At 61.9% G+C, this 15,520-nt stretch carries 10 protein-coding genes; 6 read left to right on the plus strand and 4 right to left on the minus strand.

Features of this window, described 5'->3' with window-relative positions; genetic code table 11:
* Positions 1-14 precede the first annotated feature (14 nt).
* Together F8O05_RS06535 and F8O05_RS06540 are read left to right on the plus strand one after the other, a co-directional pair.
* Positions 15-2,336: a 3'-5' exonuclease gene (locus tag F8O05_RS06535; protein ID WP_192497061.1), complete on the plus strand. Its 2,322-nt coding sequence runs from the start codon at positions 15-17 to the stop codon at positions 2,334-2,336.
* Between the two features lie 167 nt (positions 2,337-2,503).
* Positions 2,504-6,541: a helix-turn-helix domain-containing protein gene (locus tag F8O05_RS06540; RefSeq protein ID WP_158051955.1), complete on the plus strand. Its 4,038-nt coding sequence runs from the start codon at positions 2,504-2,506 to the stop codon at positions 6,539-6,541.
* A 124-nt stretch (positions 6,542-6,665) separates the two neighbouring features.
* Here the strand turns inward: F8O05_RS06540 and F8O05_RS14760 are convergent, their stop codons facing one another.
* Entirely contained in the window at positions 6,666-6,803 is a 138-nt protein-coding gene (locus tag F8O05_RS14760) for a hypothetical protein (protein WP_192497062.1), read from the minus strand.
* A 36-nt stretch (positions 6,804-6,839) separates the two neighbouring features.
* Positions 6,840-7,898 carry an LLM class flavin-dependent oxidoreductase gene (locus tag F8O05_RS06545; RefSeq protein WP_192497063.1) on the minus strand — a complete coding sequence of 353 codons (1,059 nt, stop codon included), beginning with the start codon at positions 7,896-7,898 and terminating at the stop codon, positions 6,840-6,842.
* On the opposite strand from F8O05_RS06545, the gene F8O05_RS06550 reads away from it, so the two are divergent.
* Complete coding sequence (locus F8O05_RS06550; RefSeq protein ID WP_192497064.1) at positions 7,867-8,715, plus strand: acyl-CoA dehydrogenase family protein; 849 nt, start codon at positions 7,867-7,869, stop codon at positions 8,713-8,715. The two genes, F8O05_RS06545 and F8O05_RS06550, sit on opposite strands and share 32 nt — an antisense overlap.
* Positions 8,716-8,728: 13 nt before the next feature.
* On the opposite strand, the gene F8O05_RS06555 is transcribed toward F8O05_RS06550, so the two are convergent.
* Positions 8,729-10,072: an NtaA/DmoA family FMN-dependent monooxygenase gene (locus F8O05_RS06555; RefSeq protein ID WP_158051958.1), complete on the minus strand. Its 1,344-nt coding sequence runs from the start codon at positions 10,070-10,072 to the stop codon at positions 8,729-8,731.
* Between the two features lie 18 nt (positions 10,073-10,090).
* On the opposite strand from F8O05_RS06555, the gene F8O05_RS06560 reads away from it, so the two are divergent.
* Together F8O05_RS06560 and F8O05_RS06565 are read left to right on the plus strand one after the other, a co-directional pair.
* Entirely contained in the window at positions 10,091-11,926 is a 1,836-nt protein-coding gene (locus F8O05_RS06560; protein ID WP_158051959.1) for an AMP-dependent synthetase/ligase, read from the plus strand.
* Between the two features lie 105 nt (positions 11,927-12,031).
* Positions 12,032-13,831, plus strand: coding sequence for a hypothetical protein (locus tag F8O05_RS06565; protein ID WP_158051960.1), 1,800 nt, complete (start codon positions 12,032-12,034; stop codon positions 13,829-13,831).
* Here F8O05_RS06565 and F8O05_RS06570 read toward each other — a convergent pair.
* Positions 13,819-14,640, minus strand: a complete 822-nt coding sequence (locus F8O05_RS06570; protein WP_158051961.1) for an inositol monophosphatase family protein — start codon at positions 14,638-14,640, stop codon at positions 13,819-13,821. The two genes, F8O05_RS06565 and F8O05_RS06570, sit on opposite strands and share 13 nt — an antisense overlap.
* Positions 14,641-14,794: 154 nt before the next feature.
* On the opposite strand from F8O05_RS06570, the gene F8O05_RS06575 reads away from it, so the two are divergent.
* Positions 14,795-15,361, plus strand: coding sequence for a GNAT family N-acetyltransferase (locus F8O05_RS06575; protein WP_192497065.1), 567 nt, complete (start codon positions 14,795-14,797; stop codon positions 15,359-15,361).
* Positions 15,362-15,520: the final 159 nt, after the last annotated feature.

The following is a 15,520-nucleotide window of genomic DNA, read 5'->3' on the forward strand; positions in this document are numbered from 1 at the left end:
CGATGATCATGTGGGTGAAGAATCAATCGAGCCCGGTTGATGGCAGCCTGAAAACGAAGATCTTCAACTTCCTCACGAAGCTCAGCGACTCGGACGAGACCCCCGGCCTGCACATTGAGCCGATTCAGAACTCGGTTGACCCGCGGGCTCGCACCGGGCGCATCGATCAGCAGTTCCGCGCTGTGCTGTTTCGACTGGAGTCGGTGGGACGCGAGACCACCTACGTGTTTGAGGGTGCGTATAACCACGACGAGGCAATCGAACGCGCGAAGACGCGCAAGCTGCAGGTGAACCCGGTCAACGGAGTGCCGGAGATCATTGAGCTCGAGGCTGCTGAAGTCGACGGCCACGGGGATGCGGTGCTCGCGAAGGCCGCAGAGATTGCGGCCGCTCAGGAGAAAGCAGCTGCGGCCACGGCTCGTGGGCTGGCGGTGACGCCGCTGCTGGTCAGCCGCGGATACACCGTCGATGGGCTCGTCACCGAAGTTGGGTTTACCGTCGCGGATGCCGAGCGGTTAATGGCCGCGGCCGATGAGGCGGAGCTGAGCCACATCGGTGAAGCGTTTGTGAACTCCTGGCAGCAGCTCGCGGTGGTTGCGATGCTGGAAGGGATTCCCCAGGAGCGCATCCTCGCCGAGATCGAGGGGCCGGTCGAACCTGAAGAGGGCGAGGTCTCGGCTCAGGAACCTTTAGCGGAAGACACCGCGGCCGAGTCTGCGGAAGTGGGTGCCGCATCCAAGTTTGCTGAAGCTTTGGGAGACGCAAAGAGGGAGGCGAGCGACGAAGCTGAGCAGATCATCCGCAGCTTCGAACACCCGGCGGCGAAGCAGCAGTTCCGGTACATCGAAGACCAGGATGAGCTGCAGCGAGTCATCGAGAGCGATGACTTCGGGCAGTGGATCGTGTTCCTGCACCCGGACCAGCAGCGTTATGTTGACCGCGATTACAACGGGCCGTTCCGTCTGACCGGTGGTGCCGGTACTGGGAAGACCGTCGTGCTGCTGCACCGCGCGCGGCGACTCGCGAAGGCGAATCCGGATGCGCGAATTGTGTTGACGACGTTCACACGCGCGTTGGCGAGGATGCTCGCGCGGGACCTCAAGCGCCTCGATGCCCACCTGCCGCTCGCCTCGAAGCTGGGGGAGCCGGGGATTTATATTGCTGGAATTGACCAGCTCGTCGCCGAGGTGCGGCGCCGGTGGCCGAAGCCCTTCGATGCTGCGGCGCTGCGGGTGATTGGTGACACCGTGGGAATGCGGAATCCGGACACTCGCTCGGACGACATGTGGGACAGGGCTGTTGGGCTGCACGGAGACGAGCTTGGCCCTGAGCTCGGTAGTCGCGCGTTTGCGGAGCGCGAGTACCTCAATGTTGTGTTGCGGAATCGGATTCTCGAGCGGGACGAGTATTTGACGGCATCGCGTGCTGGGATCGGTCAGCGGCTCGGGCGGAAGCAGCGGGTTGCGATGTGGAAGATCATCGAGCAGTTCCGGTTGAGCGAAAAGCTCGACCAGCGGGTTGCGTTCTATGAGCTTGCGGCAATTGGGGCTGCAATGTTGGAGGAAACCGGGCTGAAGCTCGTTGATCACTTGCTGGTCGACGAAGGACAGGACCTCACCGCACCTCGTTGGCAGTTCTTGCGGGCCCTGGCGGTTGAGGGGCCGAACGACATGTTCATCGCAGAGGATGCGCACCAGCGGATTTACGGGCAGCCGGTTCGAATGGGTGCGCTGGGCATTAACATTCGCGGCCGCTCGCGTCGACTGCGACTGAACTACCGGACGACACAAGAGACCCTGGACTTCGCGCTGAAGGCGCTGGCGGGGGAGACCTGGGAGACGGGCGAAGGTACGGCGGAGGACAACGAAGGGTACGTTTCGGCTCGACGTGGGCCGGAGCCGCGGTTGTTGGAGAGCGATTCAGGGGCGCCCCACTCAACGTTGATCGCACAGGTGATTGGGGACTGGATCGCGGAAGGCATTGATCCGCGGACCATTGCCGTGCTTGGGCGTACGAAGGACGAAGTCACTGCGATTGCTCGAGATCTGACGCGAAAGGGAATCCCTGCGAAGGGCGAGACTCCGGACTCTGTCGCGTCTGCCTCGTCGGTAGTGACGATGACGATGCATCAGTCGAAGGGGCAGGAGTTCTCGCGGGTCGTGTTGCACAACTTGTCGGACGGGGCCTTTCCGCGGCGAGCACGGCGTGGGGCGACCGAGGAAGAGCTACATGAGATTCGGCAGATGGATGCCGCGCTGTTGTATGTCGCGGCGACTCGGGCGCGGGATGAGCTTGTGGTGACGTATTCGGGGGAGCCGACAGGGTTGCTGGTGTAGTTACTGCCACTGGGAAGCGCAAATGGTTAGAAGCATGGTCATCAGAAATTACCCTTAGCGGAGGCGAGGACCTGACTTATGGTGTGGCCAACACACTCCCAACACTTGTGGAGAATGTAGCGCCTCATGCACGCGGGGTACGTATTAAGTGCGTGTACTGTTGAAACGTGGCTTATACGACGTTGGGAGCTCTCATTCGGTTGGCGAGGGAAGCCGCCCGGATGGACCAGGCCGAACTCGCCGCGCGCATGGGAGTTGGTCAGCAGGCTGTGAGTGGATGGGAGCGCGGAATCTCTCGCCCTCGCCGAAGTGTCCTGAAAGTGCTGTGTTCAATTCTTGACCTGTGCCTCGACGATGTGCTGGACGCGGGCCGTTACGAGCAAGCGCGAGATACGCCGAGCCAGAGTAGGCTGCTCAACCTGCCGTTCGAGAACCTATCACCGGAGGCGTTCGAGGCGTTCTGCCGCGATCTACTCCAGATGCGACACCCCAGACGTACAGCTGTGCGCAACGGATCTTCCGGTTTTAAGCAATTTGGCGTCGACGTCTACGTTGATGGAGAAGACGAGCGTATTGGCGTCCAGTGCAAGCGCCACCGGACCTTCGGCCCGAGTGATGTGAAGAAGGCGATCGAGGAAGTGCTCCCCGATGCTCAACTTAGCTCCGGGGTCATCGCCTTGAGCCGCCGATCTGCGACACCAGCCACTCGACTTGAACTGACTAAATATCCGGGTTGGAAACTCTGGGATGGCGAGACGCTATCCGGCTTCGTCCGTGGGCTTCAGGTGGCCGAAAAGCTCGCACTGATCGAGAGCTACTTTCCCGAGCTGCGCGAGTCTTTTCTTGGCATTTCTGAGCCCAGCCCGTGGCTTGAACCGGACCGATATGACACCGCACTCGCCGGTCGGCTCGGCGTCGATAGAAACTTCGCTCTGGTTGGCCGCACCGATGAGCTCCGGAAGTTAACTGCCCTCGCAGCCGATCATCGCGAAGTTGCGTTCGTCATAGGCCGCGGCGGCATCGGTAAGAGCCGCCTGCTTCGCGAGTTCGCCAGCGCTGACATTGGTCGGGCCGTTCGTTTCGTTGCTAGGGGCCGTATTGCCCCGAGTGCTTTCGAGCTACTTCCCGAGGGTGCGCCGGTCATAGTGGTGGACGATGCCACGGACGCGGAATACGACGTCGCGGCGCTGGTCGAAGGTGTTCGTCGCGCTCGCCCAGACGCGACCCTAGTTCTCGCGGCACGCCCGCGAGCCGTGCCTAAGCTTCGCGCTTCCCTTGACCTGCCGGAAGCACTCGCCGATGACGTCACAGTCAGCGTCGGTGATCTCTCAATTGAAGACGCCGAGTCGCTGGCTCGCGATGCCCTCGGCGACCATGCGACGGACTGGCGTGTCGAGTCGCTCGCACGGATCGGGTATGACTGCCCCTTTCTCATCGTCACTGGATCCCACTTGGTGCGCTCCGGTACGCTCGATGACTCCGACCTTGCTTCGCAAACTGTCCTCCGACGCGAAATCCTCGCTCGATTCACAGACCTCGTATTGAGCGGGGCTAACGCCGACGCTCGAACTGCCGTTCTGCAAGCGCTGGCGGCGATCCAGCCAGCGCCGTTAGAAGATGGTGATTTCATCCAGTGCCTTGTTGCAGCCAGCGGGCAATCGCATGCCGACCTCCTTGAGATCCTCGATGAATTGGAGGACCTTGGTCTTGTGCTCCGGCGGGGGAAAACTGCACGGGTCGTACCTGACCTCCTCGGAGACGCGACGCTGGAGCGTGCACTGGTCTCGCAATCCGGTCTTGACAAGCATTTTGCCCGACTAATTGCTGACCACGCTGGCGGGTCTGCCCTGACTCATGCCATCAATAACGTCAGCATTGTCGATTGGCACCGACGTGCGGATGGAGATTCGAACCTTGCTGACGTTTTATGGCACTCATTAGTGGAACATACCCGAGACCTTCCGAACTCGGCTCGCATCAACATCAGTAGGCGGGTTGCCGCAGTCGCCGCGATCTATCCGGATCGTGCCCTCGATTTCGCGGATACACTTCGTGCGAACCCAGCTCCCGATGAGGACGATGAGCTGAGCGGCATATGGGGAGAGGAGAGGAAAGTCACCAGTGACGACGTTGCTCGTTCGCTCGCGCCGCTCATAGCAAACGCCGGACACCGGACCGATTACCTTCCGAGGGCATTGCATAGCCTGCTCGATATTGGCCTTCGGGATGACCGTGGCGAAAACTCGAACCCCGAGCACGCTCTCCGACTTGCACGCGAACTTGGTGAGTTCCACCCGCGCCGCCCCGTCGCCTTCACTAAACGTTACGTCGAAGTCGTTGGCGATATCTTCCGTGCCGATGAGTACCCCGGACACCGCGATCAGATCTTGTCGCTGCTTAGCCCTGCCCTGGCTGATGAGGTCACAATTACTGAACCCAAAGGAATCAGTATCACGATCGCGCGCATGCCGGTCAGTCTTGAAGCCGTTGCCGACGTACGGTCTTCTGCGATCGCCATCGCCGAGGAAGCCCTCGCCCGTGATACTTGGACGGCCCGCGCTGCCATTGCGATCTTTGAGGAAGCCCTGCGATCGGGCGATCGGAACGAACCAGTGACGGACGAGTTCGCGGTAGTCGTAGGCATCCTTAGCAGATTACTCGGCGCACCGGATCAGTCCGCCGGGCTGCGCTTGTCTGCGTACCGGGCCCTGGGCTGGCACGCTAAATATGGTGTCGGCGAGCGGAAAGAGCTCGTACGTGATACTCGTAGGAGGCTGCATATCGACGATGACCTCTTATTCATCCGGTTAGTACGTGCCGGTTGGGCTTCGGGCGACGACTACGATACCGACGATACCGACGATGATGCGGCGGGGCGCTACCATCAGGCACGAGAGAAGTCGGAACGAGTCACGGAGGAACTCGTCGAGCGATGGACAACTCGGTACACGTCGGACGGGCTCGTGCAACGTCTCCAAGAAATCATCAAGGAAGAACGCACAGCAAGCGACGAACATTTCTTACCCGACCGGCTACTTACGAGGTTCTTTCAGAAGTCACCCGATGCTGCTCGTATTGTCGTAAACAGCCCTCCGTCAGAGACAGTTGACCAGGCTCTGATTCGTGCTGCATTACTCGTACTCCTTGGGAGGGGTGACACAAATGCAGAGCAAGCAGCACTCGATATGATTGACTCTGGGTCCGAACCTGCGAAGGTTGTCGCATCCGCAGTTATCAATGCCCCTGGAGCTTTTAATGAGGCCAGGACGAATGTCGTTCGCGCACTACTGGCCACTAACTATTCCGACGTGCACACCATTCTGCTGTCTGCGGCGCGATGGTTCGAGGCGGGGGATCGAGCACTCATCCTTGAAATGTTGAACGCGGTTCCTATTGAATTCGAACCGATCATCGCCGAGGAGGCGCTGGGGGCTCTTGACGGGCAGGGTGCCCCTTGGTTATCGCTCTCTCCGGCGGAACGAAGTCGGCTACTCAAGCGTCTCGAAGCCACCCCGCGACTTCCTGCATACGAGCTGGGCCGAGTGTTGAAGAAGCAACTCTCTGTGGATCCCTATGGAGCGGTCCGGTTCTTACAAAGGCGCGTCGAACGTCGAACCTCCGAAGGTCGCGAGTATGAGCCGTTTCCGGATATCAAGTCGATGGACCTGGGTTTCGCGTCGAATAGCCGTCGCCCGGCACTGATCGACGTGCTTATCGAATGGATCCTTGCCGACGACTCGTGGGAGCGGCACTTTTTCGGGGAACAGATCCTTGAATCGATGGCCAACGATTTCGACGCTCAGTTTCGGTCAGTGATCTTCAACCTAATCAGGTCGCGTGAGGAAAACAGGATTCGTCTTGCACGTAATCTCCTGAACGATGCACCTCAAGATTTTGTTATACGTGAACCTGAATTCGTGGCGGACGTGCTCGAAGTCGCAGGCGAACTGGAATCGGATTTGCGCATCCAAGTTTTCTTAGGCCTTCATGGCTCGGCGCAGTTTGGGATGCGCTCACGCACTATTGGGGTAGATGATCCGAATGAGATTGCTCTCTGTGACGGTGCTAACGTGATCGCCGACCGCTATTCCGAGGGATCCACTGTACGTGACTTCTATCTGGAGGTTGTGCAACGAGCGACTTGCCGGCTTGAGTCAAACCGCCAGAACGACCTAAGCCGCAACGACCCTCGCTCGTGGGGCTGAATGCCACTATGGAAGTTAGCATCGCGGGTGGACCGTTTCCGCGACACGGATGGAGCCGTAGCAGAGAGGCTAGTTGCTTAGGAGTAGTAATTGGTAACGCACTTGCGCCCGCGGGCGGCGCTAACTACGCGTCCTGATGCGCGATGAATCGCCCAACACCCCCACCCTTACGAAGCTTCTCATTAGCCTCCGGGATCTCGGCCTGCGAAATGAGATTCATTGGCGGGTTGAGCTGGCTCGCACGCATCAGCTCGTAGAACACCTGAAGGTCTTCCTTGCTGCCCGAATTCTGGCCGAGCTAAACCGAGGCGCTTGCCCCAGCCGTCAATTCCCGCACGCGGGGGAGAAGGTACTGCCCCTGTTCCACAACGTCGGTAATGCCCTCGTAGCCGCGAAGCGAGAGGGTGGTGAAGCCCATCCGGTAATACTGGGCCAGTGCCTGGGCGACTCTCTCGTAGCTCCCGACGAGTACCGCCGAAGAGCCGAACGCGCCGGTGGCCTGGGCGAGCCTGGTCCACAGCACCCTGTCGTGGAGTTCTTCTCGTTCACCGATTCGCAGGATGCGCTGCGAAGCGGCGGCATCGGAGACGTCGGCGGACTTTTCGACCGCTCCGCCGCTTCGGCCACCGGCTCGGTGAGCCACGGTCACATTCAGGATGCGGTGTGCCTTCTCCCACGCGAGGTCATCGGTGGGCGCGATGATGAGGCGGACATCGAGCATTAGGTCGAGCGGCTCGGTGCGACCTACCGAGGTGGCAAGTGCATCCAGCCGGGTCAACTGCTCTTGGATATCCGCGAAGGGCTCGGCGAAGAGACCGAAGGTATCGGCGTGCTCGACACCAATCCGATAGGCGGCCTCCGAAGAGCCGCCCACTGAGACAGGGATGGCGTCGCCTGAAGCTGCCTTGACGCGGGGAGAGTAGTCGCACAGCCGGTAGAACTCGCCCTCGTGATCGAAGTTCTCTTCCGCTGTCCAGGCGCGGCGCATCACCTCGATGAACTCGCCCATGCGGCGATAACGCGCATCCTTCGACGACAGATCGCCTTCGCGCGCGGTGTCCTGATCCCGCCCCGCAATGAGGTGCGCTTGGGTGCGGCCGCCGGCGATCTGATCGATGGTGGCGTAGGCCTTCGCGGCTGCGATGGGTTCGATCGTGGTTGGCCGCAACGCGATGATGGTCTGAAGGGTGCTCGTGTGCTGCGCGATGGTTGCGCCGAGTACGAACGGGTCGAGCGCGAACGAGGCATTGACCACGATGGTCTTCTCGAACGCCGAAGACTCGAGCAACTGCGCGCTGTGAATCGCCCGGTCGAGCTCGATGCGAGTGTACGAACAGGTCCTGCGCGAGTCTGCCACCCGCCCGGTGCTCCTCAACGCGGCCCGCGACGAGCCACGCCTCGGGTCATTCGCCCGCGGCGGCAAACTCGCCACCACCGTTCGTCGCAGCGAGAACGGCTGGATCGTCGACGGCCACAAAGCCTTTGTCACCGGCGCGAGCATCCTCGACTACCACCTGTTGCTCGTCTCAGAAGAAGATACCGGCCAGATCGGTCGGGTGATCGTGCCCGGCGGCAGCGCGGGCATCTCGCACACCAACGCCTGGGATGCCGTGGGGATGCGCGCATCCATCACCCACAACGTGAATTACTCGGGTGTGGAAGTACCGCTCGGCAACTTCGTGCCGCTGGACGCGGAACTCGCACCCAATCGAGCCCTCATCGAGGCGACATTCATGATCGGCTTGAGCGCGATCTATCTCGGAGTCGCGCGGTCCGCGCGCGACGAGCTCGTGCGTTTCCTGCATGACCGGGTGCCCGCCTCGCTCGGCGCTCCACTCGCTACGGTTGAGCGACTGCAGGATGCGGTGGGCGAGGTCACTGCGCACCTGCAGATTTCCGAGACCATCCTCTATGAAGGATCCGGCCGGATCGATCGCGGGGTGGACCCGAGCGACCCGCTCATCGCCTCGGTGAAGCTGCACTGCACGCGCGCCTCGGTCCGCGCGGTGGAACTGGCGGTGCAGGCCGCGGGTAGCCACGGCATCAGTGCGCAGGCACCGCTCGAGCGGCACCTGCGCGATGTGCTCTGCGCGCGACTGCACCCAACCCCGGACGACATGTTGCTGCGGAAGCTCGGGAACGCATCCCTCGCGACCGAGCACTGGTCGAGGTAGCTGCGCGCGAGCGTTAGTCCGCCGGAGTTGCGCTCGAGATCCCGAGCAGGCCGCGCAAGGTGGCCCGCTCGGGATAGCTCTCGCGGAAAAGGCCCCGCCGCTGAAGCTCCGGCACCACCAGCTCGACGAAATCCCGGAAGAGTTTGCGATCGCTCACCTGCAGGATGAACCCGTCGGCAGCTCCTGAGCGGAACCACTCCTCGAAGGTGTCCGCGAGCTGTTCCGGGGTGCCGACGAGAATGAGTCGGTAGCGTTCCGCGATCCGCTCGATGGCCTCGTTGAAACGATGACCCACTTCGAGACTGTGCTGCAGGTCGGTCGAGAGCCAGCTGCCCTCGTTTTTGTGTGCCCGTTTGACGTCCTCGGCGGTGACGAGTTCCGTGAGCTGTGGGGAAGTGACCGGGTCTTTGCCTGCGTCACGTTCGACGGCTCGAAGCACCCGGGCGATGAGTTCTCGATCGCGGTCGTGGAGCCGCAAAAACTCCTCGTACCGATCCTGAGCTTCTGTCTCCGTGGCACCGGTGATCGCGACGATCCCCGCCATAAATAGTGGGTCGGAAAGGTGCTTTGGCCGGTGGCTGCGGGCCGCCTCGGTGACGCGCGCACGGTGCGCGAGCGCGGCTTGCGTGTCTATCGGCAGGCTGAAGATGACATCCGCGGTTTCCGCACCGAGCCGCACTCCCGGTGCCGAATAGCCCGCCTGGAAGATGACCGGCTCACCCTGCAAAGAGCGGCCAATATTGAGCGGACCCTCCACATCGAAAAACTCCCCGTGATGCGCCACCTTGTGGACGGCGTGCGGGTCGAGAAACTGGCCGGTCGAGCGGTCGCGAGGGAATGCATCCTCATCGAAACTGCGCCAGAGCGCCTGCACGACCTGCACCGATTCTGCCGCGCGAGCGTAGCGGGTTTCGTGAGCTTGCTGCTCCGGCATCCCGAAATTGCGCGCGGCCTGCTCGCCGACGGAAGTGACGACGTGCCAGCCGGCACGGCCGCCTGAGATGTGATCGAGCGTCATCATGCTGCGGGCCAGGTTATAGGGGTGCTGGTAGGTCGTCGACACGGTGCCGACCAGGCCGATATTGCGCGTACCCGCCGCGAGGTAAGACAGTAGCGCGAGCGGCTCCATGCGGGTAATCGAGTGCGGGGCGCCGGCGAGGTTCGCGAACACCGAGTCAGAAAGAAAGACAAAATCGAACAGGCCCGCTTCGGCGATCGCCGAGACCTCTTGGTACCAGGATGCATTCACCGAGGCATCGGCGGGTTCGGCTGGGTTCAGCCAGGCCCGTTCGTCACCAATCGCTCCGGAACCGGTGGGCATCACCCCGAGGTGTAGCGTTCTCGACTTATCTTCCATGTTCCGTATTCTGGTGGAATGCCCGAAAACCTGCCAGAAGCAAGCGCACCCTCGAACTTTGACCTCACCGAGGAAATGTCACTGAACACCCTCCTGCAGGACCGGCTGGCGGCAAACCCCGACTCGATCTTCGCCGAACGACGCATCGACGGCGGAGCATTCACGCCGATCACGGTGCGCAAGCTCGACGAAGACGTCAGGGCGGCAGCGAAGGGCCTCGCCGCGCGCGGTCTTGCGGCGGGTGACACCGTCGGCATCATGTGTCGCACCCGCTACGAATGGACCGTGCTCGACCTCGCGGTGCTCTCGCTCGGCGGCGTGGTCGTGCCGATCTACCAGACCTCTTCGGAAGACCAGGTCCAGTGGATGGTCACCGACGCGAATATCCGCACCATCTTCGTTGAAGACGCCGAGATGCGAGCAGTGGTCGCGCCGCTGGTAGATTCCACCCCACTCGAGCACCTGCCGGTGATCGACGACGGCGCCCTCGAAGACCTCACCCGCGACGGGCAGAACGCGGGCATCGAGGATGCGACCATCGCGGAGCGTGCAGCCGCCGTGCGAAGCTCGGATCTTGCGACCCTGAGCTACACCTCCGGCACCACCGGCCGCCCCAAAGGCGTGGAACTGACGCACGCAAATCTGCTCGCACACGTCAAGAACGGCACCCTCGACAAGGGCCTCGGTCACGTCGTCACACCCGACGAAGACGGCACCCAGAAGCGCGTGCTGCTCTTCCTCCCGCTCGCGCACTCCTACGGCCGTTACGTGCAGTTCCTCGGGCTCACCTCCGCGTCGATTGTCGGCTACGCCCCCGACACCAAGAAGCTCATCGACGACATGCAGGAGTTCCGCCCGACCTGGTTCGTCGCAGTCCCTCGCGTGTTCGAGACGGTCTATAACGCGGCGGATGCGAAGGCCGGCACCGGTACCAAGCAGCGGCTCTTCCGCTGGGCGGTCAACGCCGTGCAGGCATACTCGATTGCCCTCGACCGCGAATCCGGGCCAACCGGCTGGCAGCGCTGGCGACGCGTGGTGGCGATCAAACTCGTGCTGGGCCGCATCCTTGACCTCATGGGCGGGCAGCTGCAATTCGCGATTTCGGGCGGAGCCGCACTCTCGAACCGGCACGCGCATTTCTTCCGCGGCCTCGGCATCGTGCTCATGGAAGGCTACGGCGCAACCGAAACCACGGCACCGGCGACCGTGAACCGGCCCGGGCTCATCAAACTTGGCAGCGCCGGGGCGCCGTATCCCGTCATCCGGCTGCGGATCACCGAGGACGGTGAAATCCTCATCGCTGGCGCGAGCGTCTTCCGCGGCTACCACAACAATCCCGAGGCGACGGCGGATGCGCTGGATGCCGATGGCTGGTTCCACACCGGCGACCTCGGTCACATTGACGCCGACGGGTACCTGCACATTTCGGGGCGGCGCAAGGAAATCATTGTGACGGCGGGCGGCAAGAATGTGCAGCCGGCCGTCCTCGAAAACGCGCTGCGATCGCATCCGCTCATCGACGAAGTCATGGTCGTGGGGGAGGGTAAGCCCTTCATCGGTGCGCTGATCGCGCTCGACCAGGGGATGCTCGGGGGCTGGCTGCGCAACCGCGGGCTGCCGGAGCTCTCACTCGAAGAAGCCCGGTCAAACCCGGAAGTGCGCGACGCGCTGCAGGCCGCGATTGACCTCGCGAACCGGAAGGTTTCCCGCGCCGAATCGATCCGGAAGTTCACCATTGTGCGCCGCGCGTTTTCAGAAGCCGAGGGTGAGATCTCGGCCTCAACGAAGGTGATTCGCCGGGTGGTGCTCGAGCACTTCCCGGAGGCGATGGCGGAACTGTATGGGGAAGGCTAAGTTGGGTTCACGGTCAAGGTGTCTTCGATCACTCGGTGAACGGATCTCGCAATAACTGTGGACAACTGCGCTGATTCGGATGCGTGAGGTTCTACGCTTGAACCCATGGCCGACTTTTTCGACGACCCTGATTTTGCTGAGCAAATGGCACGCCAAGGCATCCGGCACCAACCGGGGATGTCTGCGGAGCTCCTAGAACAATTGGCGCCACTGCTCAAAGCAGAGGGTGTCGACCTCGATGACCCCGATAATCCACCCAATCTCGAGACCCTCAATGCGGCGATGGCGGTCGCGGTCGAGCGCCACAACATGCACCTCCACACTCCGGTCGGCAGGCATCGCGATCTGGCACTGGCAATGCTGCGAGAGATCGCGGTCGCAATTGCCGAGGGGGATTCGGACACCGCAGTCGACCTCTTCGACTCGATTCAGCCGGAAGAAACCGACGTCCGGCCCGCCGCATCCCACGTGATTGGTGTGTCGCTGGGACTGTTGGACGAATGGTTTGCCGACCAGAGCATCCAACGAGACGTCTTGCGCGCGACCGTGCCGAAACTCTTCTCGAAGCCCTCACGAAACGTCGCCCGCGACCTGCTCTCGCTCGCGATCAAGGGGCGTGCGACCGGCTCGCTTGACCAGCTCATCCGCCGCAACGGTGGATTGGTGGTCACCGAAGCCGGGGCCCTTGCCGTCGCCGGGGCATTGATTGCACGCGCAAAGGGCGCTGGCGTGAGTGTGGCCGAGCTTGGTGGGCAGGTACTCACCGCGATCGAGCTGCCAGTTAACAGTGGTGGTCCGGCGTTTTTAACTGAGCCCGTTGCCGATATTGATTGGGAAGCTGTACAGCGAGAGCCACTCTTGCGAGGCCTGCGCGAGTGGCTTGACGGCGAGGACTTCCTGCCCAGCGAGGCCGATGGGGTACTGCAAACACTCGTGACTATTTTCAGTGCGATGCGGCGACACCATCGCCCAATCGAAAAGCCTGCGGATGTGGAAATGCTTTCAAAGCATCTCGATGAGTTCGTGGAGGGGTTCGGGCCGCTTGACGACATCGAACTCGCGATAGACACGCTGCTGCATTATCAGATGGCGAGGGCTGAGGCTGCAGCTGAGTGGGGGCAGATCCATGACGAACCCGACGGCACAGTCACTTTGGACATGGAACTAGGCGCCCTTACCAAGGACGCCGAAGAACACACCAACGCACTCCCTGACGAAGAGCGTATGAGTGCTTTCACTCGGACCCGCCTCTATTCGGCCACGCGCGAGTTCATCCATTGGGTGGGGGACCGCGGACAGTCGGTGACGTCGACCGGCGTGCTACGTCGCGCCGACATTGCGACGGTAGCGGGAATGCTCGGCATCGAAGCAGTTGGTGTCGCGAAGCTGCCGCCAGCAGGTGAAGCCGGGGGAGTGCGGCACGTGAAATCCATGCTTGATATCCCCGAGCTTGTGATCTGGTGGGATGCGCTCAAGGCCGGGCAGATCATCGAGGTGACGAAGACTCGCGTGCGGCTTGGGCGCCAAGGTCAGCGACTCCACGCGGGAGAACCCTGGACGACATCGGTCATGGACAGCATGATCGAGGGCGGCGTCGAAATGGGTGTGGCGAACTTCTGTATTGATGAAGGGTTCGACAGCGGCTACGGCAAAGATGGCTCGGCGAGAGTGATGTTCCTTATCGCTGCTACGCATGGAGCGATTCGACATGCACCATCGATAGACACCAGCGAAATAGACCCGGAGACGTTCGAACGAATCGACCACACAAAACAGTTGTTCGGGCCGCTGTGTTCATTAGGAATCTTTGAGCAGAATGGCAAGGATGTGGCCGTACCGGTCGCCTGGGGTGGCCCGGTAGCCCGCGGCCTCTTGCAAGGGGTAACACGCGACTATGTCGAATAGGCGCGGAATACCGCGAGGGACTCCTCGTGAAGCACACCGTTGGTCGCCAGCGCCGACCCGTGCCATGGGCCGGGCTCGCCATCGATCGAGGTGAACTGCCCGCCGGCCTCTTCGATGATCGGCACGAGCGCCGCCATGTCGTAGGGCTGCAGATCGATCTCACAGGCGACGTCGAAGGAACCCTCGGCGATGAGCATGTATGGCCAGAAGTCGCCGATCGCACGCGAGCGCCACATCCGCTCGTTGAACTCGACTATCGGCGCGAGCTGGTCGGCCTGCAGCCAATACTGCATCGATCCGTAGCTGAATTGACCATCTTCCAGACGGTTTACCCCCGAGACGTGGATGCGGCGGTCGGTCGCGGTGTCCGAATCGGCAAGATCGTCATCAAGGTATGCACCGTGGCCGGTCGCGCCCCACCAGCGGCGGTTCAGTGCCGGCGCCGAAACCACTCCGACTTCGGGCCGGCCGTCGATGACGAGTGCGATCAGCGTCGCCCAGATCGGCACCCCGCGCATGAAGTTTGCGGTGCCGTCGATCGGGTCGATGATCCACTGGCGACGCGACTTCCCCTCGGTGCCGAACTCTTCGCCGAACACCGAGTCGCTCGGGCGCTCCTCGGCGAGCTTCGCCCGCAGCACCTGTTCGACCGCGCGGTCACCGTCGGTGACGTGCGTGCGGTCCTCCTTCACGTACACCCCGAGGTCACGCCGACGGAAGTAATCCATCGAAATCTCGTCAGCGATATCGGCGAGCTGCCGCGCGAGACGCAGATCGGCGGTAATGGGGTGCAGAAGTTCATAGGCCATACCCTCAGTATCGCCTGAGAGGCGGCAATAAAATCACCCACGCTCCGGAATGCTCACAAACGGTCTTGCGTTACCGTCGAGGTGCTTCGGAAAACCGGGGTATCCGCGAACTACCTATAACCGCAATAGCAATCTGCAACAGCGAGGAGAACCGTTGACGACGATTACCACTGCGACCGAGCGATTCGAGATCCTTGACCCCCACGACGCCCGGCTCGAGCCGGTCTTCACCGAGCTCGTGCGCGACTATCACGAGCGTTATGGCGATATTGAGGGACATGACGCTCACGCCGAGGTATACGACGGCACCGCCGACACCTTCCTGGCCGAAAACCGCGGCGCATTTGTCGCGCTGCTTGATGGTGACACGGTCATCGCGACCGGCGGCATCCGTCGCCTCGACGACGCCACGGCAGAATTCAAAAAGATCTGGTCGCATCCCGAACGACGCGGCCAAGGGCTCGCGAGCCGGATGCTCGAAAAGCTCGAAGCGACCTCTCGCGATCTTGGGTACGAAAAGGTCTACCTCATGACCGGTCCCCGCCAGCCCGAAGCCGACCGTCTCTACCAGCGCTGCGGCTACACCCCGCACTTCGAACCCGGGGCATTCACCGTGCATCCATACGTGAAGGCACTCGTGCCGGATGCCGACGCAAATGAACTGCCGGCAGCAGTGACCACGGAGATTTTCGACTTCGAAGGTGTCACGTCGCAGCAGTAGTGGGCAAACCCATTGCCGTTGTCGCTAAGTATTGCCGCTGTACTGGCCATGGTTGCGGATAGCGGCAATGGGATGTGGTGGACCCATTGCCGTTATCGCTAGGCATTGCCGTTGTACTGGCCATGGTTGCGGATAGCGGCAATGGGACCCCCGGGCCAC

This window comes from Gulosibacter chungangensis (assembly GCF_008831155.1).
Lineage (GTDB): Bacteria > Actinomycetota > Actinomycetes > Actinomycetales > Microbacteriaceae > Gulosibacter > Gulosibacter chungangensis.

Coding starts and splice junctions, on each gene's coding strand:
- F8O05_RS06570 (WP_158051961.1), bottom strand. CDS start 14,640: ATGGCCTATGAACTTCTGCACCCCATTACCGCCGATCTGCGTCTCGCG.
- F8O05_RS06560 (WP_158051959.1), top strand. CDS start 10,091: ATGCCCGAAAACCTGCCAGAAGCAAGCGCACCCTCGAACTTTGACCTC.
- F8O05_RS06555 (WP_158051958.1), bottom strand. CDS start 10,072: ATGGAAGATAAGTCGAGAACGCTACACCTCGGGGTGATGCCCACCGGT.
- F8O05_RS06565 (WP_158051960.1), top strand. CDS start 12,032: ATGGCCGACTTTTTCGACGACCCTGATTTTGCTGAGCAAATGGCACGC.